Genomic DNA, 24,855 nt, shown 5'->3' on the forward strand with positions numbered 1-24,855 from the left:
TCCGGCCTCGCCACCAGCCTAGTTTCCGGACCCGGCCGGGGGCCCGGAGCACTCCTCTGGATACTCCCAGCTTGCAGTGACTTAATGGGATGCGGGGCTCCTTCGCCTGCTCGGCGATTGGCGATGAAAATTACGATTCGGTAACATGGATGCTTTGTCTATCCGCTTGAGGGGTTTTTCTATGTCTGTAGCGAGAGCCCTGGCCTCGCCGCGCCGTAATGGCGTCGGTGTTGAGTCGAGCCGGAAATCAAAGTTCCGGCCCGAAATCCAGGGCCTGCGTTCCCTGGCCGTGCTGATGGTGGTCGGCTACCACGTGTGGTTCGGGAGGGTATCCGGCGGGGTTGATGTGTTCCTGCTCATCTCGGCTTTCCTCATGACGCTGCAGTTCGTAGGCAAGTACGAGCAGAACCGGCCCATGGCATTGCTCAAGCACTGGCTGCACCTTTTCCGGCGCCTTTTGCCGGCAGCCGTGACGGCCATCGTCGCGACCCTGGCCGCAAGCTACATCCTTTTGCCCCGCACCCGCTGGCTGGACATCGTGGACCAGGCCTGGGCGTCCCTTTTCTACTATGAAAACGCGTTGCTCCAGGCTCGTGCGGTGGACTACTACGCGACCGACCACAGCCTGGCCAGTCCGTTCCAGCACTTCTGGTCCCTGTCCATCCAGGGCCAGGTCTTCATTCTTTGGCCGCTGGCGTTCGCCGGTGCCGCATTACTCGCCAAGCGGTTCCGGCTGCATTACCGGATCCTCCTCTGCTACATCTTCGCCGCCGCCTTCCTGGTGTCACTCGTCTACTCGATCGTCTTCACCATCACCAACCAGGCACAGGCGTACTTCGATACCGGCGCCCGCTTGTGGGAATTCGCGCTCGGAACCCTCGTGGCGCTTATCCTGCCCGGTCTCCGCATTCCCCGGACGGGACGCATCGTCCTCGGCTGGCTGGGCATTCTGGCCATGCTCAGTTGCGGCATCCTGCTCAACGTCCAGGCGGCCTTTCCTGGCGTGGCGGCGCTGTGGCCGACGCTCGCGGCGGCCAGCGTGATCGCGGCGGGACAAACCGGAAGCCGCTTCGGAGTGGACAGGATCCTGAGTGCCGGTCCGCTGGTCCGGCTCGGGGACAATTCCTACGCCCTGTACCTGTGGCATTGGCCCGTCCTGGTCATTTCCCTCGCAGCAACCGGACGCGACCACGCCGGACCGCTCTCGGGGACCGTCATCATCGTCGTGTCGCTGGGACTGGCGTACCTCACCACCCGGTTCATCGAGAAGCCCTGGCGTGAGTGGAAATGGCCCGAGGTCAACCGCCGTCGTGCCGTTGTTTCCGTGGCCGCCTGCCTGCTCACCGTTGTGGTCCCCCTGACCGGAATCCAGCTGCAGCAGCACCTCGCGGCTGAAGCGGCAAAGGCCGCTGCGCAGCGAAACAACCCCGGCGCGCAGGCATTGCTTCCCGGATTTGTTGACCAGAGTGACCGCGACGCCGCGATACTGCCGGCCGCGGAGCAGCTGCCCGTGGACTGGGCAACCCTGTCCGGACCCTGCACCGGCGAACTGGAGCCGGCTGACGATGCGGTCCGGAACACCTGCAGCCAGAGCCGGGAATCCGATGGCTCGACGAAATCCGTGCTGGTGCTGGGTGATTCGCACGCGCAGCAATGGCTCGCAGCCATTGCGGGCGTCGGGGAGCAAAAAGGCTGGACCGTCTACGCCATGCTCAAGGGCGGATGCCAGGTTCAGCCGTCGACGGACGAGCTCCGGGCAGCGAACCCGGACTGCGCCAGCTACAACGATGCGGTACGGGAGCAGATTGCCAGGAACCCGCCGGATGCCATCATGCTCGTCGGTACCGCAGCCGCACCCTCATCCCCGGCGGAAGTCCTCATCCCCGGGCTCGAAGAACTTGCCACAGCCTGGACGGGCCAAGGCATCGACGTGATTGCCATCCGGGACAATCCACGTTTTAACTTCAACATGGCCGACTGCGTGGTGACGAAAGGCAAGGACAGCCCTGATTGCCGGCCGGCCCAAGCCGACCTGCTGGCGAGCGAGAGTCCCTTCGCAGCTCTCGAAGGGAAAGTCCGCGGCATGGCCTTCATGGACATGACCGACCTGATCTGTGACGGCACCTACTGCCCGGGAGTCGTTGGAAACACCTTTGTCTACCTGGACAACAATCACCTCAGCCGCACGTATGTTGCCAGCATGTCTCCCGCATTCGGGGAGCGGCTGTTGGCGGCAACCGGCTGGAAGGAACAATGACGGCGCAAACACTCAGCGAATCCAACAAAGCAAACGGCGGCAAGGAAACCAGGAAGGGGTACCGCCCGGAGGTCCAGGGCCTTCGCGCCCTCGCCGTGCTGATGGTGGTCACGTACCACGTCTGGCTGGGCCGGGTGTCGGGCGGTGTGGACATCTTCCTGCTCATCTCCGCGTTCCTGCTCACCCTCTCGTTCATCCGCAAGGTGGAAAACGGCAGGCCGCTCAAGCTCGTCAGCCACTGGCTGCACCTTTTCAAGCGGCTGTTGCCGGCCGCCGTCGTGGTGATCCTGGGAGTCCTCGTCGGCACGTGGGCCATCCTGCCGCAAAGCCGCTGGCCGGACGTCCTGGACCAGGCCTGGGCTTCCCTGCTCTACCGGCAGAACTGGTTGCTCGCGGACTCGGCCGTTGACTATTACGCCCAGGACCACTCGGGTGCGAGCCCGCTGCAGCATTTCTGGTCGCTGTCCATCCAGGGGCAGGTCTTCATTCTGTGGCCCCTCGTGTTCGCGGGAGTGGCGGTCCTGCACAGGGTCCTCCGCCGCAGAGTCCTCCGCCAGCGGGCCGGCAGCTACCGGCTGCTCCTGGCCCTCGCCTTCGGGGCGATCTTTGCCGTATCGCTGGCCTACTCCATTGACCAGACCGCCACAAACCAGGCCTACGCGTACTTTGATACCCGGACCCGGCTGTGGGAATTCGCGCTGGGCTCCCTCCTGGCCCTGGCCCTGCCCTACCTGAAACCGGGGAAAATCCTCCGCGTCATCCTGGGCTGGGCGGGCGTGGCGGCCATGGTCTCCTGCGGCCTGCTGCTGACCGTGGACCGGTCCTTTCCCGGTTTCGTGGCGCTGTGGCCCACGTTGGCGGCCGCTGCGATCATTGTTGCCGGACAGAGCGGCAGCCGCTTCGGCGCCGACCGCCTGCTGAGCTGGAAACCGCTCGTATCCCTCGGCGACAACTCCTACGCGCTGTACCTCTGGCACTGGCCGCTGCTGGTGCTTGCCCTGGCCGGCACCGGGGTGGTGTCACCCAACCTTGTCCAGGGCCTCGCCATCGTGGCGGCGTCCGTGGTCATGGCCGTGCTCACCACCCGCTTCGTGGAGAAGCCTTTGCGGGAATGGCACTGGCCGCAACGGCGGATCTGGCGGAACGCCGTCGTGATTGTGGCCTGCGGAGCGCTGCTCGCGGGGCCGGTGTCCCTTTGGCAGACGAAACTCACTGCGGACGAAGCCGCCGCCGCGGCGCAGCCCAGGGAACTGACTCCCGGTGCCGCCGCCCTGACGCCGGAAAACGCGGGGAAGCCGACACCGGAGGCGAAGATCATTCCGGCACCGGCCGCCATGAAGGATGAGTGGGCCGATATCGACGGACTGTGCACCGACGGCAACGTGCCCAGCGACCCGCTGCTGTCCGGCTGCCTGCAGAACAGCAAACCGGAAGTTGTCACCAAGCGGATCGTGGTGCTCGGCGACTCGCACGCGCAGCAGTACATGGCCGCGCTGGGCCCGATCGCCAAGGAGCACGGCTGGGAAGTGGTCACGCTCCTGAAAGGCAGCTGCCGCTTCGGCGCTGACTCAGCCGAGCGGGACGCGGAGTGCAATGCCTTCAACAGGGCCAGCACCGAATATGTGCTCGAGCACAAGCCGGACGCGGTGTTCACGGTTGCCTCGCTGACGCACGTCGAGGCGCCGTTCGAAACGGAAGTGCCGGGTTACCTTGACGGCATCAAGCCGTTCACGGACGCCGGAATGGACGTGGTGGGAGTCCGGGACAACCCGCGCTTCGGTTTCAACATGCCGGAGTGCGTGCAAAAGAGGGGCGCCGCCGCGGAGGAGTGCAACCCGCCGCTCAGTGAGTCGCTCGCGGGCTCGTCACCGCTGGATGAGTACCGCGGCAAGGTGGATGGCCTTCACCTGATGGATCTCAGCGATTTCATCTGCGCAGACGGCATATGTCCGGCCGTTGTGGGCAATGTTTACGTCTATAAGGATGACAACCATCTGACCAAGACGTACGTGCAGAGCATGATCCCCATGTTCGAGCAGCGGCTGCTGGCCGCCACTGGCTGGACCTGAGCCCTCCGCGAATACTGGGGCCACGCCCGCAAGGTTCCCTGGCCGAGCTTGCGAGGCTGGGGAGCGGGTGGTGGGGCCACGCCCGCAGGGTTCCCTGGCTGAGCTTGCGAGGCTGGGGAGCGGGTGGGGAGGGTGCGGTTCCTCACATTACCGCCGCGGAATATGGGGATCGCCGCCGAGGTTCTAGAATTTATTCAATACTTCCGCACGAACGCAGCATCCCCCGCACCACATTCTGCACAGGCCAGTCCCGTAATGACGGGCTGGTCATCAGCTGCAACCCCTACCCGTGAACCCCAGAAATTAAGGTAAGAGGCGCACTCATGACCCAGCCCGAACACAACCCGTTCGGCTTCATCGGCCTGACCTACGATGACGTCCTGCTCCTGCCCGGGCACACTGACGTCATCCCGTCAGAGGCAGACACGTCCTCGCGTATTTCCAAGCGCATTTCCGTCCAGACCCCGCTGCTGTCCGCGGCCATGGACACCGTCACGGAGTCCCGGATGGCCATCGCCATGGCCCGCCAGGGCGGCTTGGGCGTGGTTCACCGCAACCTGTCCATCCAGGACCAGGCCGATCAGGTGGACCGCGTGAAGCGCAGCGAGTCCGGGATGATCACCAACCCGCTGACCATCGGGCCGGAAGCGACCCTGGCAGAGCTCGACGAGATCTGCTCGCAGTATCGTGTCTCCGGCCTGCCCGTCGTGGACGAGGGCATGAGGCTGCTGGGCATCGTGACCAACCGCGACACCCGTTTCGTGCCGGAAGCGGATTTCCCGATCCGCCTGGTCAGTGATGTCATGACCAAGATGCCCCTGGTCACCGGGCACGTGGGCATCAGCCGCGAGGAAGCCTCGCACAAGCTGGCCACCAACAAGATCGAAAAACTTCCCCTCGTGGACGAGCAGGGCCGGCTCAAGGGCCTCATCACCACCAAGGACTTCACCAAGGCCGAGCAGTACCCGCTGGCCACGAAGGACGACGAAGGCCGCCTGCGCGTCGGTGCCGCCATCGGTTTCTTCGGTGACGGCTGGGAACGCGCCATGGCCCTTATCGACGCCGGTGTGGACGCCCTGTTCGTGGACACCGCCAACGGGCACTCCCAGGGCGTGCTGGACATGATCCGCCGGCTGAAGTCCGATCCCGTGGCGGCGCACGTTGACATCATCGGCGGCCAGGCCGCTACCCGCGAAGGTGCGCAGGCGCTGATCGACGCCGGTGCCGACGGCATCAAGGTGGGCGTAGGCCCCGGTTCCATCTGCACCACACGCGTTGTTGCCGGTGTGGGCGTTCCGCAGATCACCGCTATCTACGAGTCCGCGAAGGCGGCCATCCCGGCCGGCGTTCCGCTGATTGCCGACGGCGGCCTCCAGTACTCGGGCGACATCGGCAAGGCGCTGGTTGCGGGCGCCGACACCGTGATGCTCGGTTCCCTGCTGGCCGGCTGTGACGAATCACCCGGCGAACTCATCTTCGTCAACGGCAAGCAGTTCAAGAGCTACCGCGGCATGGGATCGCTCGGAGCCATGCAGACCCGCGGCAAGAACACGTCCTACTCCAAGGACCGCTACTTCCAGGCTGACGTGTCCGGCGACGACAAGCTGATCCCGGAAGGCATTGAGGGCCGGGTGGCCTACCGCGGCCCGCTGGCATCCGTGGCCTACCAGCTGGTGGGCGGCCTCCGCCAGACCATGTTCTACACCGGCGCCCCGACCGTGGCTGAGCTGAAGGCGCGCGGCAAGTTCGTCCGCATCACGCCGGCCGGCCTCAAGGAATCGCACCCGCACGACATCCAGATGACGGTGGAGGCACCGAACTACGGTTCACGCTAATCCCCACCGGCACCCTCGCCTCGCAAGCTCGGCCAGGGAACCCTGCCGGCGTGGGCCCAACCGGCACCCTCGCCTCGCAAGCTCGGCCAGGGAACCCTGCCGGCGTGGGCCCAACCGGCACCCTCGCCTCGCAAGCTCGGCCAGGGAACCCTGCCGGCGGCCCAGCCCACCCAAGAGGCCGCGGGAACCTTCCCGCGGCCTCTTTTGTGTCTGTGCGCGGAACTAGGCTGTAATCATGCCCGAACCACGCCATCCCGCCGAACTGAGCCCCAAGCGGGATCCCAAGGGAAAACTCGCCGTCAGGCCCTACGCCCGGGCAGTGGCGCAGGTGCTGCGGGTCAGCTTCCGGGCCTCGCCGGCGGCCGTTGTGATGAAGGTGGTCGGCTCGCTGATCTCGGCATTGCTGCCCCTGGTCACCACCTACTTTGCTGCGCTGACCACCACCGCCTTGGCCGCCGCTTATTCTGGTGATGCCGCTGCGGGCCAGCAGGCCATCGTCTACGTGATCATCACCGCGGCCCTGGGCCTGTTCTGGGGTGCTTTCAGCAGTGTGGACCGCTACATCCAGCAGCTCATGAGCTTCAAGGTGGGGGCGATAGTCGGCGACCAGATGTACGAGCGGTTCCTGGCGCTCGAGTTCTGGCGGTACGACGACAAAGAGACCGTTGACCTCTATGACCGCGCCAAGCGGTTCTCCGATTCCTACGCCCGCGTCCTGGACCGGATTGCCGCAATCTTCACGCAACTCGTTTCGGTGATCCTGGCTGTCGGAGCGCTCCTGCTGGTGAGCTGGTGGATTGCGGTGATTGTGCTGGTGGCCATCGTCCCCAGCGTGTACCTGCAGTTCAAGCTGTCCCGGGAACAGATCGCCCACTGGAACACGCAGGTCGATTCCCGCCGCCAGCGGCGGATGATCGAGACCAACCTGCTGCGGCCCCAGCACATTGCCGAGATGCGCCTGTACGGGATAGTCGGGCATCTCATGGGGCTGCGCTCCCGGCTCCGGGACGCCGATGAGAAAAGACGTCTGGATTTCCAAAAGCGCTATATCCCCAAGCAGCTCGCGGCGGACGCCCTGCAGTACGGGGCCGAGGTTGTTTCGCTGATCTGGGTGGTGGGCCAGATCATTGCCCGCGCCCAGCCGGTGGGGCAGTTCCTCTACGTCCAGCAGATCGTCAGCAGGGCACTGTCCACGGCCAACAACCTGGTCTCTTCGCTCAGCTCCATCGACGAGGACTTGGCGAACCTCAAGGACTACGAGCTATTTATGGCCATGCCGGTTCACTCGGAGCATTCGCCGCCGCTGCTGCAGGCTCCCAAGACTGTGGAGCTGCGGGATATCCGTTTTACGTATACCGGCAGCGACATCGAGGTGATCCGCGGCATCACCATGACCATCCGCGAGGGCCAGCACATCGCCATCGTGGGGGAGAACGGCGCCGGGAAGTCCACGCTGATCCGAATTCTCGCGGGGCTCTACCGGCCCGATTCCGGGCAGGTGATGCTCGACGGCGTCGACCTCGCCGCCGTCGACGTCAAGTCCTGGCACCGCCATCTGGCGGTGCTGAGCCAGGAATTCCTCAAGTACGAATTCGCCACGGCTGCGGAAAACATTCTTTTTGGCGACGTCGATTCGCCGCGGGACGATGAGCGGATCCGGCGGTCAGCGTCCGACGCCGAGGCCCTCGAGTTCATCAACAAGCTGCCCAACGGCCTCGACAACCACGTCAGCAACTGGATGGAAGATCCGCGGGGCCGGAAGGGCAGCGGACTCAGCGGCGGCCAGTGGCAGCGGCTCGCGATGGCCCGTAACTTCTACCGGAACGCCACCTTCATGGTCATGGACGAGCCGACGTCGGCCATCGACGCCCTGGCCGAACACCGGATCTTCACCAGGCTCTTTGCCGACCGCAGCAGCACCATCATCGCCATCAGCCACCGGCTCGCAACGATCGAGAAGGCGGACATCGTCTACATGCTGGAGGACGGCCGGATCGTGGAACAGGGCACCCACCGCGAACTCGTGGCCCTCCGGGGCCGGTACTTCCGGATGTTCGAATCGCAGCTCTCTGTGGACGAAGCGGAGGGGATCTGACTCAGGGCGAGTGTTGGGCGGGGCTAACGGCGGGCCAGCCAGCGGGCGTACAGTTCCTCGCGCCGGGTCAGCAGGTGCCGGCGCGAATAGAGCAGGCCTGCGGATATCGGGACGGGAAAGACCGCGAGGGCCGACAGGATCGGCAGGACTTCCGGCGATGTGCCTTTAGGCGTGAGGGTCACTAATGCGACCAGAATCGCCAGCATCGTAATCGGGGCTCCGGCGGCAACTCCGGGTGCTATCCCAATTTCCCAGTCCGTGCGGGCAAAGTCCGTTGCCGGCCGCGGCGGCTTCCGCGTGAACCTCGGGCCAATGGTCAGCAACCAGCCGACGCCGGAAAAGACGAGGCCCAGGGCCGCTGTCATAAGGCCGGTTTCGGGGGACTGCCCGGTGGCCGCCGCTGCAATGGCATACGCCAATCCCGGAATCGCGAAGACCATGCCAATCCACCAAAAACAAAACACGCGGTTGCGGCGGTGTGCGTGTCCCAAGGCGAGTTCCTGGAAAGTGGATGGCTGAGCAGCAACCGGTGTCATCAATGCGTCCTTCATGGGTTGTCCCGTCGGTTCACCCAGCGGGAGTAAAGTTCAGTGCTGTTCTTCATAAGCCATCCGGTGTGGGCCAAGCCCGCGGCCGCGCCCAGCAGGACCGCCGCGAGCATTCCGACCAGGGGGACCGCCTCCAGCGAGCCGCCCATTGGCGTTAGCAGCACCAGGGCGCCGATACCCAGGGCTCCGGCGATGAGCACGGTCCGGATCATGCCTGGGGTGATCCGGATTCCCTGCTCCACCCTGGGGATGTCCGAGGCGGGCCTTGGCAGCTTACGGGTGAACCGCGGCCCGAGGGTGACGACCCAGCCCAGGGTCGCCAATACCCCGCCAAGGATCGCCATGACGATGCCAGTTTCCGCACTTCGTCCAATGACGGTGGCGAGTCCGGCGTTCACGGCTCCGGCCATAGCAAGCACGGCCGGGTACCACCATGCCCAGAAGACCCAGGATCGGCGCTGGGCGAAACCAAACGCCGGCGCGCGCGGATCCGTGGCCGTCGTGATGGTGCTGACAGGAGTGCGCGCCATGAGTTCCCCAAACTATTCGTGCCCGCATCGCCTGCCCGCGGTTCTTCATTTCAACCTATTCCATCCACGCCGGACCCCGCGATGGGGACTAGTCCCCTCGTGGGCGCCGAGGCGTAGGGCGGGAGACGGCAGGCAAGAAACCGCCGGCCGCGCACCCTGCGCGGCCGGCGGTTCCAGGATTTCTCCCAGCCAGGAGCTAGGAAGTGGTCACAGCGGTGTCATCGAGGAAGAAGTACGTCGACAGCGATGAATCCTCGACGCCCAGGAAGCGCAGCGTCACGCTCTTGCCCTTGTAGGCGCTGAGGTCCAGTTGTTTCTGGACGTAACCGGTGGACTCGTTGAGGTTGGAGTACGTTGCCAGCGTGGCGGTGGTGCCGCCGCTGATCACCTGGACTTTGAGGGTGTCGTAGGCCGAGGTGGCGGTTGTCTCGTCCGACTGCACCTTCAGGTGGAAGGACAGCGAAGCGGCCGACACTGCGGAGGGGACAGCAAAAGACTGGTCGAGTTTGTAGGACGTGGCCTGGCCCCAGCCGTTGAGGCCGGCGAAACGGGAACCCGTCCTGGCGTTCGCGCCGGTCTCAAACGTGTCGGCGTGATCGGACGTCCAGGAAACCGCGCCCTCTTCGAAGCCCGGGTTGAGCAGGAGATTGCCCGTCGGCGGGGGAGTGGTCCCGCCGAGCAGGCCCATGGTCTTGGTGGCGTCCGACAGTCCCGCACCGCAGCCGGCGGTGCAGCCGCCCGGCATGGCCCGGGTTCCCTGCTTGAGCGTGGACTCAACCTGGGCCGGCGTGAGGGAAGGCGTTTTGGATTTCATCAGCGCGGCCAGGCCTGCGACATGCGGAGCCGCCATGGACGTGCCCTGGTAGTTTGCGTAGCCTGCCGAGGCCGGTGTGGTGGTGCCTGTGTTGATGGTGGAGAGGATTCCGCCGCCGGCCACCCTGACATCGCCGCCCGGTGCGGTCAGGTCAACGGTTGCGCCGAAGTTGGAGTAATACGAGAGGCTGCCGCTCGGATTGCTGGCAGCCACGCTGACAACGCTGCTGCAGTTGGCCGGGCGGAAACCGGAAGCGTCCTGATTGCTGTTGCCGGCCGCGACAACCACCGTCGCGCCGCGGGAAACCGCGGAGTCGATGGCTGCCTGATAGGTGCTGCCGCAGGCGCCTGATCCGCCCAGGCTCATGTTGATGACCTTGGCGGGATTGGCGTTGGCCGGGATACCTGCAACGGTTCCGCCGGCTGACCAGATGATGGCATCGGCAATGTCGGACAGGGAGCCGCCGCACTTGGCCAGGACACGGACCGGCACCACCTTGGCGTTGGGAGCAACACCGGCCACACCGGAGGCATTCCCGGTGACGGCTGCTACGGTGCCCGCGACGTGGGTGCCGTGCCAGGAACTGTTGCCTGCCGTCGCCTGGCCGCACTCGCCGGCGGCGTACCAGTCGCCCTGGTCCTGCGCATTGGCATCGCGGCCATTGCCGTCACGGGCGGCGGTGGCGTCCGCCACGAAATCATAGCCGGGGAGCACATTCGCGTCGAGGTCGGCGTGGGCCGTAATGCCGGTGTCGATGACCGCCACGATCACGCCGGTCCCCGTTGCGACGTCCCACGCGCCGGGGACCCGCATGCCGTTCGTGGCGGTGAAATCCCACTGTTCGCCGTAGCGCGGGTCGTTCGGGGTGAGCGCCACGGTCATGCGGGCGTCAGGCTCCACGGACTCGACCGACCCGGATGCTGCAATCTCGGTCATGAAGTCTTCGGCAGCCTGGCCGGATAGGGCCCGGCCCGCCTCAATCAGCGTTCCGCCCGTGGCCAAGGTACGGACCTCCTTCACGGCGACTCCCTGTTCCCTGGCCGCCTTGCCCCAAGCGTTGGCGCGGCCGTTCGGGGTGTCGTTTGCCGCACCCTCCTTGTAGTCCACGATGAACTTGGTATAGGCCTCGCCGGCGGATACGTCCGGCACGGTAGCGCCTTGGACGGTTGCGGTTTGAACAGTCGCGCGCCCGGCCGCCGAGGAACCGTCCCCGCCTTCAGTGGTGGCGAAGACGGGCGAACTGGCGAAGGCCAGAGTGCCGACTGCAGCTGCGAGCGAAAGGGCCAACATGCGGTGGCGCCTGATTGATGAACTTCCTGCTTTGACCAAGAGGGTCTTCTTTCTCGGATCGGGCACACGGGTGGCCCGGATAATGGAGTGATGGGTGGTCACATGGTGAATCAGGTGGTAACCGAGAGTAAACGTAAAGGTATTTTCATAACTTGTAAATGGTTGACAAATCATGTCAATAAAGTGTGGACTATCAGTTTCTGGGCGGCGTTCGGGGGAGTCGCCCCGTCGTATCCCGCGTGGTCAAGTAAAGTGGTCACGTGACTTATGAGATTGAGATTGGCCGTGGCAAGCGTGGGCGTCGTGCCTACTCCCTGGATGACATCGCGATCGTCCCCAACCGTCGGACGCGTGATCCCAAGGACGTTTCGGTCTCGTGGCAGATAGATGCCTACAAGTTCGACATGCCTGTTATTGCCGCGCCCATGGACTCGGCCATGTCGCCGGAGACCGCCATTGCCCTGGGTCGCCTCGGCGGACTCGGCGTGCTGGACCTCGAGGGGCTCTGGACGCGGTACGAGGACCCTCAGTCCGTGCTCGACCAGATCGGAGCGCTGGAGGACGAGACGAACAGCCCGGCCGTTACCCGGCGGATGCAGGAGCTTTACCAGGCGCCCATCCAGCCTGAACTGATTACGTCCCGCCTGGCCGAAATCCGGGCCGCCGGCGTGACAGTCGCCGGCTCGCTCACCCCGCAGCGCACCCAGGAGCACTACAAGACCGTCGTCGCTGCCGGCGTGGACATCTTCGTGATCCGCGGGACCACCGTTTCCGCGGAGCACGTCTCCAAGGATCATGAGCCGCTGAACCTGAAGCAGTTCATCTACGAGCTCGATGTTCCGGTGATCGTGGGCGGCGCCGCAGGCTACACCCCAGCCCTCCACCTGATGCGCACCGGCGCTGCCGGCGTCCTGGTGGGCTTCGGCGGCGGAGCCACCACCACCACCCGCCGTGCCCTCGGCATCCACTCGCCGATGGCATCGGCGATTTCCGACGTCACCGCGGCCCGCCGCGATTACATGGACGAGTCCGGCGGCCGTTACGTTCACGTAATTGCCGACGGCGGTATGGGCTCTTCCGGCGACATCGTGAAGGCCATCGCCATGGGCGCAGACGCCGTGATGCTCGGCCATGCGCTGGCCAGGGCGGAAGAAGCTCCGGGCAAGGGCTGGCACTGGGGCCAGGAGGCCCACCACCTGGAACTCCCGCGCGGCGACAGGGTCAACGTCGGCACGGTAGGCCCGCTCGAAGAGGTCCTCTTCGGCCCCGGCCACCACACCAACGGCACGTCCAACCTGATCGGTGCCCTCCGCCGCTCCATGGCGACCACCGGCTATTCGGACCTGAAGGAATTCCAGCGGGTCGACGTCGTCGTGTCCCCGTACTCCGGAATCTGACGCTCCAGCCGGTCCCGGGATGCCCGGGGCCGGCGGCCATTGCGCCCTGCCCATCCGCATGCCTAACAAGTAGTCTGGTGAACTACGAGGTTTGATGCGGATGGAGGCTCGAAATGTTCAGTTCTTCCGGTGGTTCGTCCTTTCCCCAAGGGGCCCTCGGCCCCGCCGCCCGGGAAGCATCGCTTGCCGCGCTCAAGGCGACAACGGAACCGGGCAAGGAACTCGACATCCTCATCGTCGGCGGTGGCATCGTTGGCACCGGTGCTGCCTTGGACGCGGTCACGCGCGGCCTGAGCGTTGGCATCGTGGAGGCCAGCGACTGGGCCGCAGGCACGTCGTCGCGTTCCTCCAAGCTCATCCACGGCGGACTGCGCTACCTCGAAATGCTGGACTTCGGGCTCGTCAAGGAAGCTCTGCATGAGCGCGGGCTGCTGCTGTCCGAGCTGGCTCCGCACCTGGCCAGGCCGGTACCTTTCCTCTACCCGCTCACGAAGCCATTCCTTGAGCGGCCCTACGTTGGCGCGGGCATTGCCCTGTACGACGTCATGTCCATTTCCGGCGGGCATAAGCGCGGCGTGCCGTTCCACAAGCACCTGTCCCGCCGCGGCACCCTTCGCGCCGCGCCGAGCCTGAAGGACGACGCGTTCGTCGGGTCCATCCGGTACTACGACGGGCAGGTGGACGACGCCAAATATGTGGCCAACCTCGTCCGCACCGCCGCGCACTACGGCGCCCACGCCGTCAACCAGACGGCGGTTGTCGACTTCTTGCGCGAAGGCGAGCGGGTGGTGGGCGCCAAGGTGGTCAATCGCGAGGACGGCTCCACTTTCAGCATCCGCGCCAAGCAGGTCATCAACGCAACGGGCGTGTGGACCGACGAAACCCAGGCCATGGTGACGGACCGCGGCCAGCTCAAGGTGCGGGCCTCCAAGGGCATCCACCTGGTGGTGCCGCGCGACCGCTTCCAGTCAACCGTCGGACTGATCCTCCGGACCGAGAAGTCCGTGCTCTTCGTGATTCCCTGGGGCCGGCACTGGATCATCGGCACCACGGACACTGACTGGCACCTGGACAAAGCCCATCCGGCGGCGTCCAGCAAGGACATCGACTACATCCTTGAGCACGTCAACAAAGTGCTCAAGCGGCCCCTGACCAGGGAAGATGTTGAAGGCGTCTACGCCGGGCTTCGTCCGCTCCTGGCCGGCGAGAACGACTCGACCGCCAAGCTTTCCCGCGAGCATGTGGTGGCCCATCCGGTGCCGGGCCTCGTGGTGGTGGCCGGCGGAAAATGGACCACCTATCGCGTCATGGCCAAGGACGCCGTCGATGAGGCCACACGGAGCATGGATGAACGCGTCCCGCCGAGCTGCACCGATACCATCCCGCTGCTCGGAGCCAACGGCTTCAAGGCGGCCTGGAACCGCCGTAACCGGACGGCGGAGGAGACCGGCGTGCATGTGGCCCGGATCGAACACCTCCTCAACCGGTACGGCTCCATGGCCACCGAAGTCCTGGCACTCATCAAGGAAAACCCGTCGCTGGCTGAGCCGTTGCCGGGCGCCGACGACTACCTCCAGGCCGAAGCCGTCTACGCGGCCACGCACGAGGGGGCCCGTCATGTACATGACGTATTGACGCGCAGAACCCGTATTTCCATTGAGTCCTGGGACCGGGGTGTGTCCGCTGTCCCGGTTGTCGCTAAGCTGATGGGAGAAATTCTTGGCTGGAGCGATGCGCAGCGCGAAAGCGAAATCAAGCATTACCTTGCCCGGGTGGAAGCCGAACGGCTCAGCCAGGAGCAGCCTGACGATGAATCTGCCGACGCCGCTCGCCTGGGCGTCGAGGACATCGTCCCGTTGCGGTGACAAGGTGAATGACTGACGTGCGCCTCCTGCCTCACTGAAGGGAAACACCTCTTGGCGGAACCACTGGACCGGTACGATGCCGAACTCACCACACCGGAAATGGTGATTCTCGAGCTTGATGCCAAGGACAAGGCGGACGCGGCAACCCAGCTCGCGGAACGCCTCTATGCGGCAGGGCGGGTTTCGGACCTGGACGGCTTCCTGAAACACGTGAACGCCCGTGAGCACCAGCTCGCCACCGGGCTGCCGGGCGGCGTCGGGTTGCCGCACGCCCGCAGCGAGTTCGTGTCCCGGACCTCCATCGCCGTGGGGATCACCAAGTACGGCAAGGCCTTGGACTTCGGGGCAACTGACGGGCCGGCAACCGTGATCCTGCTGATCGCGACGCCGGCAAGTTCGTTCTCGGACCATCTGGAGGTCCTGGCCACACTGGCCCGCTCGCTGTCCAAGGAGTCGTTCCGGGAATCCCTGCGCCGCGCCTACGATGCCGAAGTCATCGCCGAACTCATCAACTCAAGCCTGGTGTTCTTCGACCACTAGGGGATCAAGCTGCCCCGCAACAGCGCGAACGGACAGTTGAGGCCCTCCGCGAGGGGCCCTAACTGTCCGTTCGCGCTACCCCCGTTTCGTTGTTCTACGCAGGGACGAAGTACGGTTAATGTGTGTTGAAAACTGCCCTCAAACCCCGCTGGATCGCAGGCCTGGTCTTTGCGATCGTCATTTCCGGGGTTTTTGTGCTGCTGAGCCAGTGGCAATTCGGCCGGTCAACCCAGCCTGAAGCCCCGGTTTCGACCGGGACCGAGGACACCAAGCCGCTCATTTCCGTGTTGCAGCCGGGTGATTTCTTCCACGGGTCCGTGGCGGACCAAATGGTCGCCGCCACAGGTTCCTACGCTCCCGAGAAGCAGGTGCTGGTCCCGGGCCGCCTCCACGAGGGCGCCACCGGATACTGGGTGGTCTCGGCGTTTTCGGTGCAGGACGCCCCCGTGCTGAGCGGAGTTGCTGCGTCGCCCAAGACCTGGATCCCGGTGGCCCGCGGGTGGGTGGCCGATCCCGCGGACGCGGGCCCCCCGCCGTCGGGCACTATTGAACTGACCGGACGGCTCCTGCCGTCCGAGGCCCCGCTGCCGAACACCGCTCCGGAACCCGGACGAGCCACTGCCGTATCCGTCGCCGAACTCATCAATGCCTGGGAAATCAGCAGCTATCCGGGCTTTGTGGCCGCCACGTCCGAGGTTGTTGGCGGCAGCGATGCCAGTGCTGCGGCCGTCAGCAGCGAGCTGAAGCCGTTGCGCATCGGCCCGCAGCCTCCGGCCCAGCAGGTGAACTGGCTCAACCTGTTCTACTCCGTGGAGTGGATCGTGTTCGCAGGCTTCGCCCTGTTCATCTGGTGGCGGATGGTGAAGGACGACTACCGCCGCGACCTCGAGGACGAGTTCGACGACGATCACGATGAACACACCGAAGACCCTCCGCAGACCCAACAGCAAACCAACCCGCCGGAAAAATCCAGCCCGTCTGAACAAAAGGTACAGCCATGATCGATCCCAAGCCGGCCATCCAGCCCGAGCAGTCCCGGACCACCGGATCAGGCACCGTCAAGAAGCGTCGGTTCGGCGGCACGGAAGCCCAGATCCGGTCCGCGCTGAAGTTCTACAAGGTCATGGCATACCTGACCGGTGCGATGCTTCTGCTGCTCTGCGCCGAACTGGTTGCGCGGTACGGCTTCGGCCAGTATCTCTTCGCAGGCGGAACCAATGCGGTAACCGGCCAGCCGTTTGGCTTCGGGTTCGCCGATGCCGAGCCGCAGGGCGTCCTCGGCGGTGTGAACCTCTCGGTGGCCGTGCTGATTGTCCATGGCTGGATGTACGTCGTGTACCTGATGTCCAACTTCCGCCTGTGGTCGCTGATGCGGTGGCCGTTCGCGAAACTGATCCTCCTGGCACTGGGCGGCGTGATTCCGTTCCTGTCGTTCATTGTGGAGAAGAAGTTCCATGCCGAGGTGGAGGCGGAACTCGCCGCGAACCCGCAGGCGTCCAAGCGCTACTGACTCGCAGCTGACCGAGCCGGTGGTCTCCCGGGGTCCATGCAGCCGCCCGGGAGTTCACGCGGTCGCCCGGAAGTCGCCTGTCCGGGCGGGGCGGTGTGAGATCGCTAACGCCGGGGGCCGATTCAGGCCGTGGACGGCCGTCTCAACGTGCGACTCGTCAAGCGCCCAAGTAGTCTTGGACGGTGACTACTCCCACTGCATCCCAAACTTCCCAGAAGCCGGTGCTGGTTGTTGACTACGGTGCCCAGTACGCGCAGCTGATTGCCCGCCGCGTCCGGGAAGCAAATGTGTATTCGGAAGTGGTTCCGCATACGTACAGCACCGAGCAGCTGCTGGCCAAGAACCCCGCCGCCATCATCCTTTCAGGTGGCCCCTCCAGCGTGTACGCGGACGGTGCGCCGAGTGTCGGTGCGGACCTGTTCGAAGCCGGGGTTCCCGTTTTCGGCATCTGCTATGGCTTCCAGGCCATGGCGAACGCGCTGGGCGGCAAGGTGGACAGGACCGGCCTGCGCGAGTACGGCTCCACCCAGACCACCATCCTCGGCGAGGGCCGCTCCGTTCTTGAGGGCATGCCGCAGCACCAGAACACCTGGATGAGCCACGGCGACTCCGTGCACGAGGCACCGGAAGGCTTCGAAGTGCTGGCCACCACCGCCGGAGCCGAAGTGGCAGCCTTCGCGAACGAAGAGAAGTGCCTGTACGGCGTGCAGTGGCACCCCGAGGTGAAGCACTCGGCCTATGGCCAGCAAGTCCTCGAGAACTTCCTCTTCAAGGGCGCCAAGCTTGAACCGAACTGGACCACGGGGAACATCCTCGAGGAACAGGTTGACCGTATCCGCAAGCAGATCGGTGATGCCAGGGTCATCTGCGGCCTCTCCGGCGGCGTCGACTCCGCCGTGGCAGCGGCCCTGGTCCAGCGCGCAGTGGGCGACCAGCTGACCTGTGTGTTCGTGGACCACGGACTGCTGCGCGAAGGCGAAGCAGAACAGGTCGAACGAGACTTCGTGGCAGCCACGGGCGTCAAGCTCTACGTCGCCAACGAGCAGGAGCGGTTCCAGGCAGCCCTGGCCGGGGTCAGCGATCCCGAGACCAAGCGCAAGATCATCGGCCGCGAGTTCATCCGTGCGTTCGAGGAAGCGGAGCTGGCCATCATTGCCGAGGCGGCTGCGCACGGCGAAAAGATCAAGTTCCTGGTCCAGGGAACGCTGTACCCGGACGTCGTTGAATCCGGCGGCGGCGAAGGCGCGGCCAACATCAAGAGCCACCACAATGTGGGCGGCCTGCCGGAAGACCTGCAGTTCGAGCTCGTCGAGCCGCTCCGTGCCCTGTTCAAGGACGAGGTCCGCGCTGTCGGCGCCCAGTTGGGCCTGCCGCAGGAAATCGTCGGCCGGCAGCCTTTCCCCGGGCCCGGCCTCGGGATTCGCATCGTCGGTGAGGTCACCAAGGAACGCCTGGACCTGCTGCGGAAGGCTGACGCTATCGCGCGTGCCGAACTGACCGCCGCCGGACTGGACAACGACGTGTGGCAGATGCCGGTTGTCCTCCTGGCCGACGTCCGCAGCGTTGGTGTCATGGGCGACGGCCGTACCTACGGTCACCCGATCGTGCTTCGTCCCGTTTCGTCCGAGGACGCCATGACCGCTGACTGGTCACGGCTTCCGTACGACCTGCTGGCGAAGATCTCCAACCGCATCACCAACGAGGTGGAAGGCGTTAACCGCGTGGTGCTGGACGTAACCAGCAAGCCGCCGGGAACCATCGAGTGGGAATAGCACTTTGAGTGGCCGGTCTCAGCGATGAGGCCGGCCACTTTGCTTTATTCACGCTAAATCCGGCGCAATTTTGTGCCGTCCCAGTGTTGCGGTCTCTCACTGGGCCCCGATTCGGGCTACGCTCGAAAGTATGCCGGTATGGTCCAGGGCGTCACGTGCAAGCGCAGAAAAGAAGGCAGTAGTGTCAGTTGGTCAAGGCCTCCCAGAGGGCTCCGAGGAGCTCAGGAAATGGCTGTCGGGGCTTAAACCGGTCACCGGAGCAGACACCATGCTGCGCTTCACCAAGACGCCGGAAGGTTCCATCGACCTGACGCACGCCCACCCGTCCGGGCTGGCTCAGCTGATGGCCGGACGGCGCACGCGCCTGTCCACCCTGATCCGCGACCACGATCAGTACGTTGTCGCCGCGAGGGCTTCGCGCAACCTCCGCTCGAAGATTTTTGAACTGGGAAACGACCGCGGCATCGATGCCGGCTATTTTTCAGCCGGGACAGTGTCCTGGACATCTGCAGTCGGCGGTAAACCCCAGCGGGTGTCTGCACCGGTCATGCTCACCGCCATTTCCCTGACCGTCCGTCCGGGCGAGGATGACTACGAGCTCCAGCTGACGGAGCAGGCGCACATCAATCCGGCCCTGATCCGGCACCTGAAGAGCATCCACGGCATCGTTTTCGACGTAAACGCCGTCACCCGGATGGCTTACAGCACGGCCCGGTTCGATCCCCAGCCGGTCCTGGACCGCCTGGGCACCCTGATCAAGCCCATCCACGGGGCCGAGGTGGAGCACAACCTGCTCGTGTCAACGTTTGCAGACCTTTCCGGGAACCTCGATGACCCGTGGATCAACCAGAACAATGCCATCGTGGCAGCCCTGGCCCGTGCCGCCGCCGGGGAGGCCGTGGAAGTGCCCGAGCTGGCGGAAGACCGCTTCCAGGACATCGACCAGCGTGATCCCGCCGACGAACTGCTGCTGCTCGACGCCGACGCCGATCAGCAATACGTGGTGGACGCCGTGCGGGCGGGGGATTCCCTCCTTGTCAGCAGCCCGCCGGGAACGGGCCAGACCCAGACCGCCATCAACACCATCGGCGCGCTGGTGGACGAAGGCAAGACGGTCCTGGTGGTGGGCGACCGCCGCGCCAGCCTCAGCGAGATTGCGGCCCAGCTCGAGACACTTGGCCTGGAGTCCATCCTGTTCGCGCTGTCCGGCACGGCCACACCCCTGCAGCTCAAAGGGCAGCTGGTGCGGGCCATCGTACGGAATGAGAAGTCCCTCCAGCCGCAGCTCGAGAACCTGCACACCACGCTGGCCGAGCACCGGCATGCCCTCATGGACCACGTGGCCTCGCTGCACAACGTACGCCAGCGCTGGGGCTGCTCGCCCTACCAGGCCATGCAGTCGCTTGCAGAACTGACGTCAATCCAACCTGCTCCCGCCACCACCGTGCGGCTGAAGCGGAGCGTCCTGGACAACATCCGCGACCGCGAGGAACTGGCCGGCCGGCTGCACCGCGCCGCCGAACTCGGCAGTTTCAGCCGTGCATCCACGGCCAGCCCCTGGCACGGCGCACGGCTGCTGACCCGCAAGGAAACCGAGGAGGCGCAGGACGTCGCGCGCTCGGTGGAGAAGAACCTGCCGGTGCTCCGGAACCGCATGAACGAGGTGGCCGAGCACGCCCAGATTCGCCTGGGCGCCACCTTTGCAGAGTGGGGCGCCCAGCTCGAGCTGCTGATGGCCGTCCGGGAGAGCCTGGACAAATTCACCCCCGATATCTTTGACCGGCCGGTTCACGACCTCATCTCCGCCACGGCCACCTCCCCGTGGCGGCGTGAGCGGAATATTGAGATGCCCTCCATGCAGCGTTCGCGGCTACGCCGTGTCGCCAAGGAATACGTCCGCCCCGGCGTGCACATCTCCGACCTCCACAGCTCGTTGGTGCTCGTCCAGGAGCAACGGGCCCTCTGGGCAGGCTACGCGACCACGCAGCGCCACCCTGCCGTGCCGTCCGGCCTGGGCGAAGTGAACGTGATGTACCGCAGCCTCGAACGCGAACTGGTCCAGCTGGGTGCGGCAGTGAAGCACACGGCAGCCGGCGGCGACCTCCAGCACACTCCGTATGAAGAACTGATGGAGCGCCTGGAACGGCTGGTGGCGGACACCCGGACCCTCAAAACGCTTCCGGAGCGGACGCTGCTTATTGAGAACATGCGTGAGCACGGGCTCGGCGAGTTGCTGGCCGACCTGGCTGACCGCGAAGTTCCCGCGGACTCCGTCGCATCCGAACTGGAGCTTGCCTGGTGGCAGTCCGCCCTGGAAGCGATGATCAGCGGCGATGACTACCTGGCAATGTCCGACGGCGACGCCCTCCGCCAGCTCGAAGCCGAGTACCGTTTGGCGGACAACGCGCACATCGCCAGCGGGGCCGCCCGGCTGCGGTGGACCCTGGCCGAGCGCTGGCGCGCCGGCATCGCCGAGAACCCCCGCCAGGCCGACCTGCTCCGGAGCCTCCTGAAGGACGGCCGCGTCACCCTGGCCGCCCTCACCGCGCAAGCCCCTGCCCTGGTTCCCATGCTGGTGCCGGTATGGTCCGTGAGCCCCTACCTCATGACCGGACTGCTGCCCGCGGAGCAGAAGTTCGACGCCGTGGTCATCCTCGATGCTGAAGCGACGTCCCTGCAGGCAGTCCTTCCGGCGATCGCACGGGCCAGGCAGGTCATCGCCTTCGGCGACGACAAGATCGCGAGCCCCCGCACTTTCACAGTGGGCGTTGAGCGGCTGGCTGCGGGCGAAACCGCCCACCAGAGCGTTGAGAGTGCCTACACGGCCCTGTCTGCTGTGCTGCCCACGCGTCGGCTGACCTGCGTATACCGTGCCGTCGACGAAGACCTCGTGCTGCAGCTGAGCAAGAGTTTCTACGGCGGCCGCCTCCGCAGGCTTCCCGAAGGGCAGACTGCGACCGGCCTGGACCGGGCGCTGCTAGTGGAATATCTGCCCGACGGTACCGGGCTCCCGAGCGCCGACCACGAAGGCGTGGAATCCGCCGTCGCCGAGGTGAACCGGGTGGTTGGCCTCGTGTTCGAGCATGCCCGGCTGCGGCCGCGGACCTCGCTCGCCGTGGTCACGGCAAGCCTCCGCCACGCTGCCAGGATCGGTGAAGCCATCCGGCTGCAGCTGCCCAACTACCCGCTGCTGGCAAGTTTCTTTGGCGCCGGACCGGAGTCCTTCCGGGTGGTGGACCTGGAACGCGCCCAGGGCCTGGTCCGCGACCACGTGATCTTTTCACCGGGGTACGGCCGTACGCCGCACGGCCGCGCGCTGCACAACTTCGGTCCGCTGTCCGCCGAGGGCGGCAGGGCGAAATTTGCGCTGGCCATGACCCGTGCCCGGCGTTCCCTGCACGTACTCAGCTGCTTCAAGCCGGAAGACCTTGACGTCAGCCGCCTCAGCCACGGCGCCGCCGATTTCTATGAACTGCTCGACCGTGAGATTGCCGGCAACACCGACCTCGGTACCCCGGCTTCCCGCGCGGCTGCGAGCGAACAGGCACTTGGCGCCGACCCCCTCGTGGCCGACCTGGGCGACAGGTTGCGTGCCCGCGGCGCCAGGGTCTGGCACCAGTACGACGGCGTTATTGACGTGGCTGCGGCCGCGGACCCGGTGAATTCCATCGGTCATGATGATGCCGAAATCCCCAGGCCCGTAGCCATCGAGTCCGACGGTACGGAGCAATACCGGCGAATGAGCGTCCGGGAACGGAGCCGGCTGCGTCCGCAACTGCTGGAGCGGCTGGGCTGGCGCTACATGCCCCTCTGGACCATCGAAGTGTTCACCGACCCGTCCGCGTGCGCGGACCGGATCGGCGGCTACCTGGGGCTGGAGAAGCCGCCAGCAACCGGCTTCTCGCCCACCTCACAAGGGTTCTTCGAGGACGACGTGGACAACCTGACGCTGACCAGTGCAGAGCCTGGCAACGGCGCTCCGGAGGGGGACGCGACCGACGTCGAGTTCCGAGCTGAACCTGGCGCTGAGCCCCCGACAGGGTCATACGGCGTGGCATACGACGGCGTGCAGTCCGACAGCGTGGCATCCACAGGAGGGCCCTCGGTACCCTTGGAACAGGGCGGCACGAGGGGGGATGAGCCCCTCAGGGCCGGAACCGGTTCAGTGGAAGACAGCAAGGAAGACGGTATGGACACGAACAGCAGCGAAGCGGACCGCAACGGAGTCCCTGGCCCAAGTGCCGATGAAGCGGCGCCCGACCGGAGCCTCCGCACGGCAGGTGCCGCCGTGCCCGCGGGAGTGCTGCCGAACAAGGCAGCTGAGGATGACCCGAAGCGCTGGGGCGACCATTCATCGGATTACGACCACGATGCGTGGCTTCAGGAGCAGAAACCGCCGCACTGGGGCTGACGGGCTCCTACTACGGGGCTGGTAGCACAGGGCTGGCCGCTTCATCGCTAGCCCGGCGTTCCCACGAGCACGAAGAAGAGTTTGCCCTGCGTCGAGGCACCGGCGAGGCGGCGGGCCTGGTCGGGATCCGCGGCGACCACCATCAGCCCCTCGGTTTCTCCCGTACCCAGCCACTGCCCGGTTTGTCCGCCCTGGCCGGAGGTCCACAGGACCGGCACAGCGGCCGCCAGCACCTCAGATTCCGCCGTATGTCCGTAGTCGGTGCCGTTGGTCATGACGATGTTGACCAGCTGGCCGGGTGCCACCAGTTGGATGGAGGACGGATCCGCCATCCTCAGGGGCACGGCCACCGAGCCGGGGGCAGTTCCCGCCAGCAGCCCGGGGCCGAGCAGCTGGGTGTCGGAGATCAGCTGGCCTTTGCGCAGCGGGGCGGCAAGCTGTTTGCCCTGGATCGCGGCGGTGTCGGTGAATGCGCCGGCGGGAACCATCCCGGGCGGCACCCTGACGGCCACCACCTCATTGCCGGACAGGGTTGCTCCGGCAGGCAGGTCCCGGGCTGAGGCCATGGCGGTCACAGTGTGGGCCGGCGCCGGTGTCAGTTGCTGTACGGCGATGCCGGCGGCAGCGCACAGCAGGAACGCGACGGCGAGCCTGCGGTTGCGGTTGAGCCATGCAGCAAAGCGTCGCCGGCCGGATGGGTCCGGCCGCCCGGAGCGTCCCGACCGAAAGCTGCGCCGGCGTAGCGAAAATCCGTTGTTGCGGAGGGTGGATGGCATACCGTCAGGCTAAAAGGGCCTGCGTGGTGCGGACAGCCCGGTCCAGGCCTATGTGGAAAAAAGCCCGCTCCGCGAAGAGAGGGGCCGCCGGGTGTGCGGCAGCCCAGGACGGAAGTGCTGGCTAGCTGGCGGCGGCGGCAGCAGGCGCGGGAGCCGCTGCCGGGGCGGGCGAGACGCTGCTGCCCTTGGTGTCGCGGGAGTCGGTCCGGTAGAAGCCTGAGCCCTTGAAGACGACGCCGACGCTGTTGAACTTCTTGCGCAGCGTCCCCTCGCACTCGGGGCAGGACGTGAGGGAGCTGTCGGTGAACGACTGCACGATCTCGAAGGCGTGGCTGCAGTCCTTGCAGGCATATGCATACGTGGGCACTGGAAATCCTCCTCTGGGACAAACGAACAGGTCCCGTGCTGCCGGGTGCGGATTCCAGCCGATGTTTCCATCAGCGTCTTCCGTCCCTTAGCAGTCGCAGGGCCTGAGTGCCAATTCTATCACCAGCGGCAGGGGAGCATTACATCAGCCGGGTGAGGCCCGACGGAGTGACTGCAACGGGGACCGGGCGGTCGAAGGACTCTGCGGCGATGCTGCCGGCCGGAAGGACCTCGGCGTCGTAGACCACCGCAGCCGCGGGCAGCGCCAGGCCTTCAGCGTCCAGCCCCGCCAGGAACTTGTCGTAGTAGCCGCCGCCCTGGCCGATCCTGTTGCCTGACAGGTCCACAGCGGTGGCGGGGACAAAGATGCCCGTCACGTCGCGCATGACATCAATACCGTGCCGTTCTCCCACCGGTTCCTCGATGGGGGCGTAGCCGCTCCGGACGAACTCGGTGGCCGGTGTCCAGTAGACCCAGGCCAAGCTAAGCGCCGGTCCGCAGACCGGCAACAGCACCCGGTGCCCGGTGGCGTGAAGTGCGGCGATGAGCGGAAGCGTCGGCGGTTCGAATGCCACGCCCAGGTATGCGGCAAAAGTGCCTCGCTCGCCGGCGGCAACCGTCGTTGCCCACTGGAGTCCGTGGCGGGCGATGCCGGCTCCTGCGGCTTCCAGCCCTGCGGCAGAGGCGGCGGCACGTTCGGTTCTATGGGCGGAGCGGATCTCTTCCTTCGATGGCATAGCGCCTGTCCTTCCATGCCCGGAGGCCTCAGTGCGGGGTGAA

At 65.7% G+C, this 24,855-nt stretch carries 17 protein-coding genes; 11 read left to right on the forward strand and 6 right to left on the reverse strand.

Features of this window, described 5'->3' with window-relative positions; all coding sequences use genetic code 11:
* The first annotated feature begins 181 nt into the window (after positions 1–181).
* The 4 genes from J2805_RS05405 to J2805_RS05420 all read left to right on the forward strand — a co-directional run bounded on the left by J2805_RS05405 (position 182) and on the right by J2805_RS05420 (position 8,256).
* Positions 182–2,257 carry an acyltransferase family protein gene (locus J2805_RS05405; RefSeq protein ID WP_309970299.1) on the forward strand — a complete coding sequence of 692 codons (2,076 nt, stop codon included), beginning with the start codon at positions 182–184 and terminating at the stop codon, positions 2,255–2,257.
* Entirely contained in the window at positions 2,254–4,326 is a 2,073-nt protein-coding gene (locus J2805_RS05410) for an acyltransferase family protein (protein ID WP_309970302.1), read from the forward strand. The genes J2805_RS05405 and J2805_RS05410 overlap by 4 nt, the downstream gene beginning before the upstream one ends.
* 323 nt (positions 4,327–4,649) lie before the next feature.
* Positions 4,650–6,161 carry an IMP dehydrogenase gene (gene guaB, locus J2805_RS05415; protein WP_309970305.1) on the forward strand — a complete coding sequence of 504 codons (1,512 nt, stop codon included), beginning with the start codon at positions 4,650–4,652 and terminating at the stop codon, positions 6,159–6,161.
* A 235-nt stretch (positions 6,162–6,396) separates the two neighbouring features.
* Positions 6,397–8,256, forward strand: a complete 1,860-nt coding sequence (locus J2805_RS05420) for an ABC transporter ATP-binding protein (protein WP_309970307.1) — start codon at positions 6,397–6,399, stop codon at positions 8,254–8,256.
* 23 nt (positions 8,257–8,279) lie between these two features.
* Here the strand turns inward: J2805_RS05420 and J2805_RS05425 are convergent, their stop codons facing one another.
* The 3 genes from J2805_RS05425 to J2805_RS05435 form a co-directional block, all read right to left on the reverse strand.
* The gene (locus tag J2805_RS05425; protein ID WP_309970309.1) at positions 8,280–8,792 is read right to left on the reverse strand and encodes a hypothetical protein; all 513 of its coding nucleotides are present in this window, start codon (positions 8,790–8,792) and stop codon (positions 8,280–8,282) included.
* Between the two features lie 11 nt (positions 8,793–8,803).
* Positions 8,804–9,334 carry a hypothetical protein gene (locus tag J2805_RS05430; protein ID WP_309970311.1) on the reverse strand — a complete coding sequence of 177 codons (531 nt, stop codon included), beginning with the start codon at positions 9,332–9,334 and terminating at the stop codon, positions 8,804–8,806.
* Between the two features lie 196 nt (positions 9,335–9,530).
* Positions 9,531–11,438 (reverse strand): S8 family peptidase, encoded by a 1,908-nt coding sequence (locus J2805_RS05435; RefSeq protein ID WP_309970314.1) that lies wholly within the window; start codon positions 11,436–11,438, stop codon positions 9,531–9,533.
* 260 nt (positions 11,439–11,698) lie between these two features.
* Between J2805_RS05435 and J2805_RS05440 the strand changes: the two genes are divergently transcribed.
* The 7 genes from J2805_RS05440 (at position 11,699) to J2805_RS05470 (ending at position 22,933) form a co-directional block, all read left to right on the forward strand.
* Positions 11,699–12,835: a GuaB3 family IMP dehydrogenase-related protein gene (locus tag J2805_RS05440; protein WP_309970317.1), complete on the forward strand. Its 1,137-nt coding sequence runs from the start codon at positions 11,699–11,701 to the stop codon at positions 12,833–12,835.
* A 113-nt stretch (positions 12,836–12,948) separates the two neighbouring features.
* Positions 12,949–14,700, forward strand: a complete 1,752-nt coding sequence (locus J2805_RS05445) for a glycerol-3-phosphate dehydrogenase/oxidase (protein WP_309970319.1) — start codon at positions 12,949–12,951, stop codon at positions 14,698–14,700.
* A 51-nt stretch (positions 14,701–14,751) separates the two neighbouring features.
* Complete coding sequence (locus J2805_RS05450; protein WP_309970322.1) at positions 14,752–15,240, forward strand: PTS sugar transporter subunit IIA; 489 nt, start codon at positions 14,752–14,754, stop codon at positions 15,238–15,240.
* A gap of 122 nt (positions 15,241–15,362) precedes the next feature.
* Positions 15,363–16,241 carry an SURF1 family protein gene (locus J2805_RS05455; protein ID WP_309970324.1) on the forward strand — a complete coding sequence of 293 codons (879 nt, stop codon included), beginning with the start codon at positions 15,363–15,365 and terminating at the stop codon, positions 16,239–16,241.
* Positions 16,238–16,750, forward strand: coding sequence for a DUF3817 domain-containing protein (locus J2805_RS05460; protein ID WP_309970326.1), 513 nt, complete (start codon positions 16,238–16,240; stop codon positions 16,748–16,750). The genes J2805_RS05455 and J2805_RS05460 overlap by 4 nt, the downstream gene beginning before the upstream one ends.
* A 182-nt stretch (positions 16,751–16,932) precedes the next feature.
* On the forward strand, positions 16,933–18,522 hold the full coding sequence (gene guaA, locus J2805_RS05465; RefSeq protein ID WP_309970328.1) for a glutamine-hydrolyzing GMP synthase: 1,590 nt from the start codon (positions 16,933–16,935) through the stop codon (positions 18,520–18,522).
* A 130-nt stretch (positions 18,523–18,652) separates the two neighbouring features.
* A complete protein-coding gene (locus J2805_RS05470; protein ID WP_309970331.1) occupies positions 18,653–22,933 on the forward strand; it encodes an AAA family ATPase in 4,281 nt (1,426 codons plus the stop codon).
* Between the two features lie 47 nt (positions 22,934–22,980).
* Here the strand turns inward: J2805_RS05470 and cpaB are convergent, their stop codons facing one another.
* The 3 genes from cpaB to J2805_RS05485 form a co-directional block, all read right to left on the reverse strand.
* A complete protein-coding gene (gene cpaB / locus J2805_RS05475; protein ID WP_309970334.1) occupies positions 22,981–23,709 on the reverse strand; it encodes a Flp pilus assembly protein CpaB in 729 nt (242 codons plus the stop codon).
* Between the two features lie 121 nt (positions 23,710–23,830).
* Positions 23,831–24,076 carry an FmdB family zinc ribbon protein gene (locus tag J2805_RS05480; protein WP_307045769.1) on the reverse strand — a complete coding sequence of 82 codons (246 nt, stop codon included), beginning with the start codon at positions 24,074–24,076 and terminating at the stop codon, positions 23,831–23,833.
* Between the two features lie 139 nt (positions 24,077–24,215).
* Positions 24,216–24,812 carry a 5-formyltetrahydrofolate cyclo-ligase gene (locus J2805_RS05485; RefSeq protein WP_309970338.1) on the reverse strand — a complete coding sequence of 199 codons (597 nt, stop codon included), beginning with the start codon at positions 24,810–24,812 and terminating at the stop codon, positions 24,216–24,218.
* Positions 24,813–24,855: the final 43 nt, after the last annotated feature.

The sequence above is a fragment of the Arthrobacter oryzae genome, assembly GCF_031454875.1.
Lineage (GTDB): Bacteria > Actinomycetota > Actinomycetes > Actinomycetales > Micrococcaceae > Arthrobacter > Arthrobacter oryzae_D.

Bases quoted from the DNA above. Each gene is read 5' to 3' on its own strand.
- J2805_RS05405 (WP_309970299.1), top strand. From the start codon at position 182: ATGTCTGTAGCGAGAGCCCTGGCCTCGCCGCGCCGTAATGGCGTCGGT.
- J2805_RS05410 (WP_309970302.1), top strand. From the start codon at position 2,254: ATGACGGCGCAAACACTCAGCGAATCCAACAAAGCAAACGGCGGCAAG.
- guaB (WP_309970305.1), top strand. From the start codon at position 4,650: ATGACCCAGCCCGAACACAACCCGTTCGGCTTCATCGGCCTGACCTAC.
- J2805_RS05420 (WP_309970307.1), top strand. From the start codon at position 6,397: ATGCCCGAACCACGCCATCCCGCCGAACTGAGCCCCAAGCGGGATCCC.
- J2805_RS05425 (WP_309970309.1), bottom strand. From the start codon at position 8,792: ATGACACCGGTTGCTGCTCAGCCATCCACTTTCCAGGAACTCGCCTTG.
- J2805_RS05430 (WP_309970311.1), bottom strand. From the start codon at position 9,334: ATGGCGCGCACTCCTGTCAGCACCATCACGACGGCCACGGATCCGCGC.
- J2805_RS05435 (WP_309970314.1), bottom strand. From the start codon at position 11,438: ATGTTGGCCCTTTCGCTCGCAGCTGCAGTCGGCACTCTGGCCTTCGCC.
- J2805_RS05445 (WP_309970319.1), top strand. From the start codon at position 12,949: ATGTTCAGTTCTTCCGGTGGTTCGTCCTTTCCCCAAGGGGCCCTCGGC.
- J2805_RS05460 (WP_309970326.1), top strand. From the start codon at position 16,238: ATGATCGATCCCAAGCCGGCCATCCAGCCCGAGCAGTCCCGGACCACC.
- J2805_RS05470 (WP_309970331.1), top strand. From the start codon at position 18,653: ATGCCGGTATGGTCCAGGGCGTCACGTGCAAGCGCAGAAAAGAAGGCA.
- cpaB (WP_309970334.1), bottom strand. From the start codon at position 23,709: ATGCCATCCACCCTCCGCAACAACGGATTTTCGCTACGCCGGCGCAGC.
- J2805_RS05485 (WP_309970338.1), bottom strand. From the start codon at position 24,812: ATGCCATCGAAGGAAGAGATCCGCTCCGCCCATAGAACCGAACGTGCC.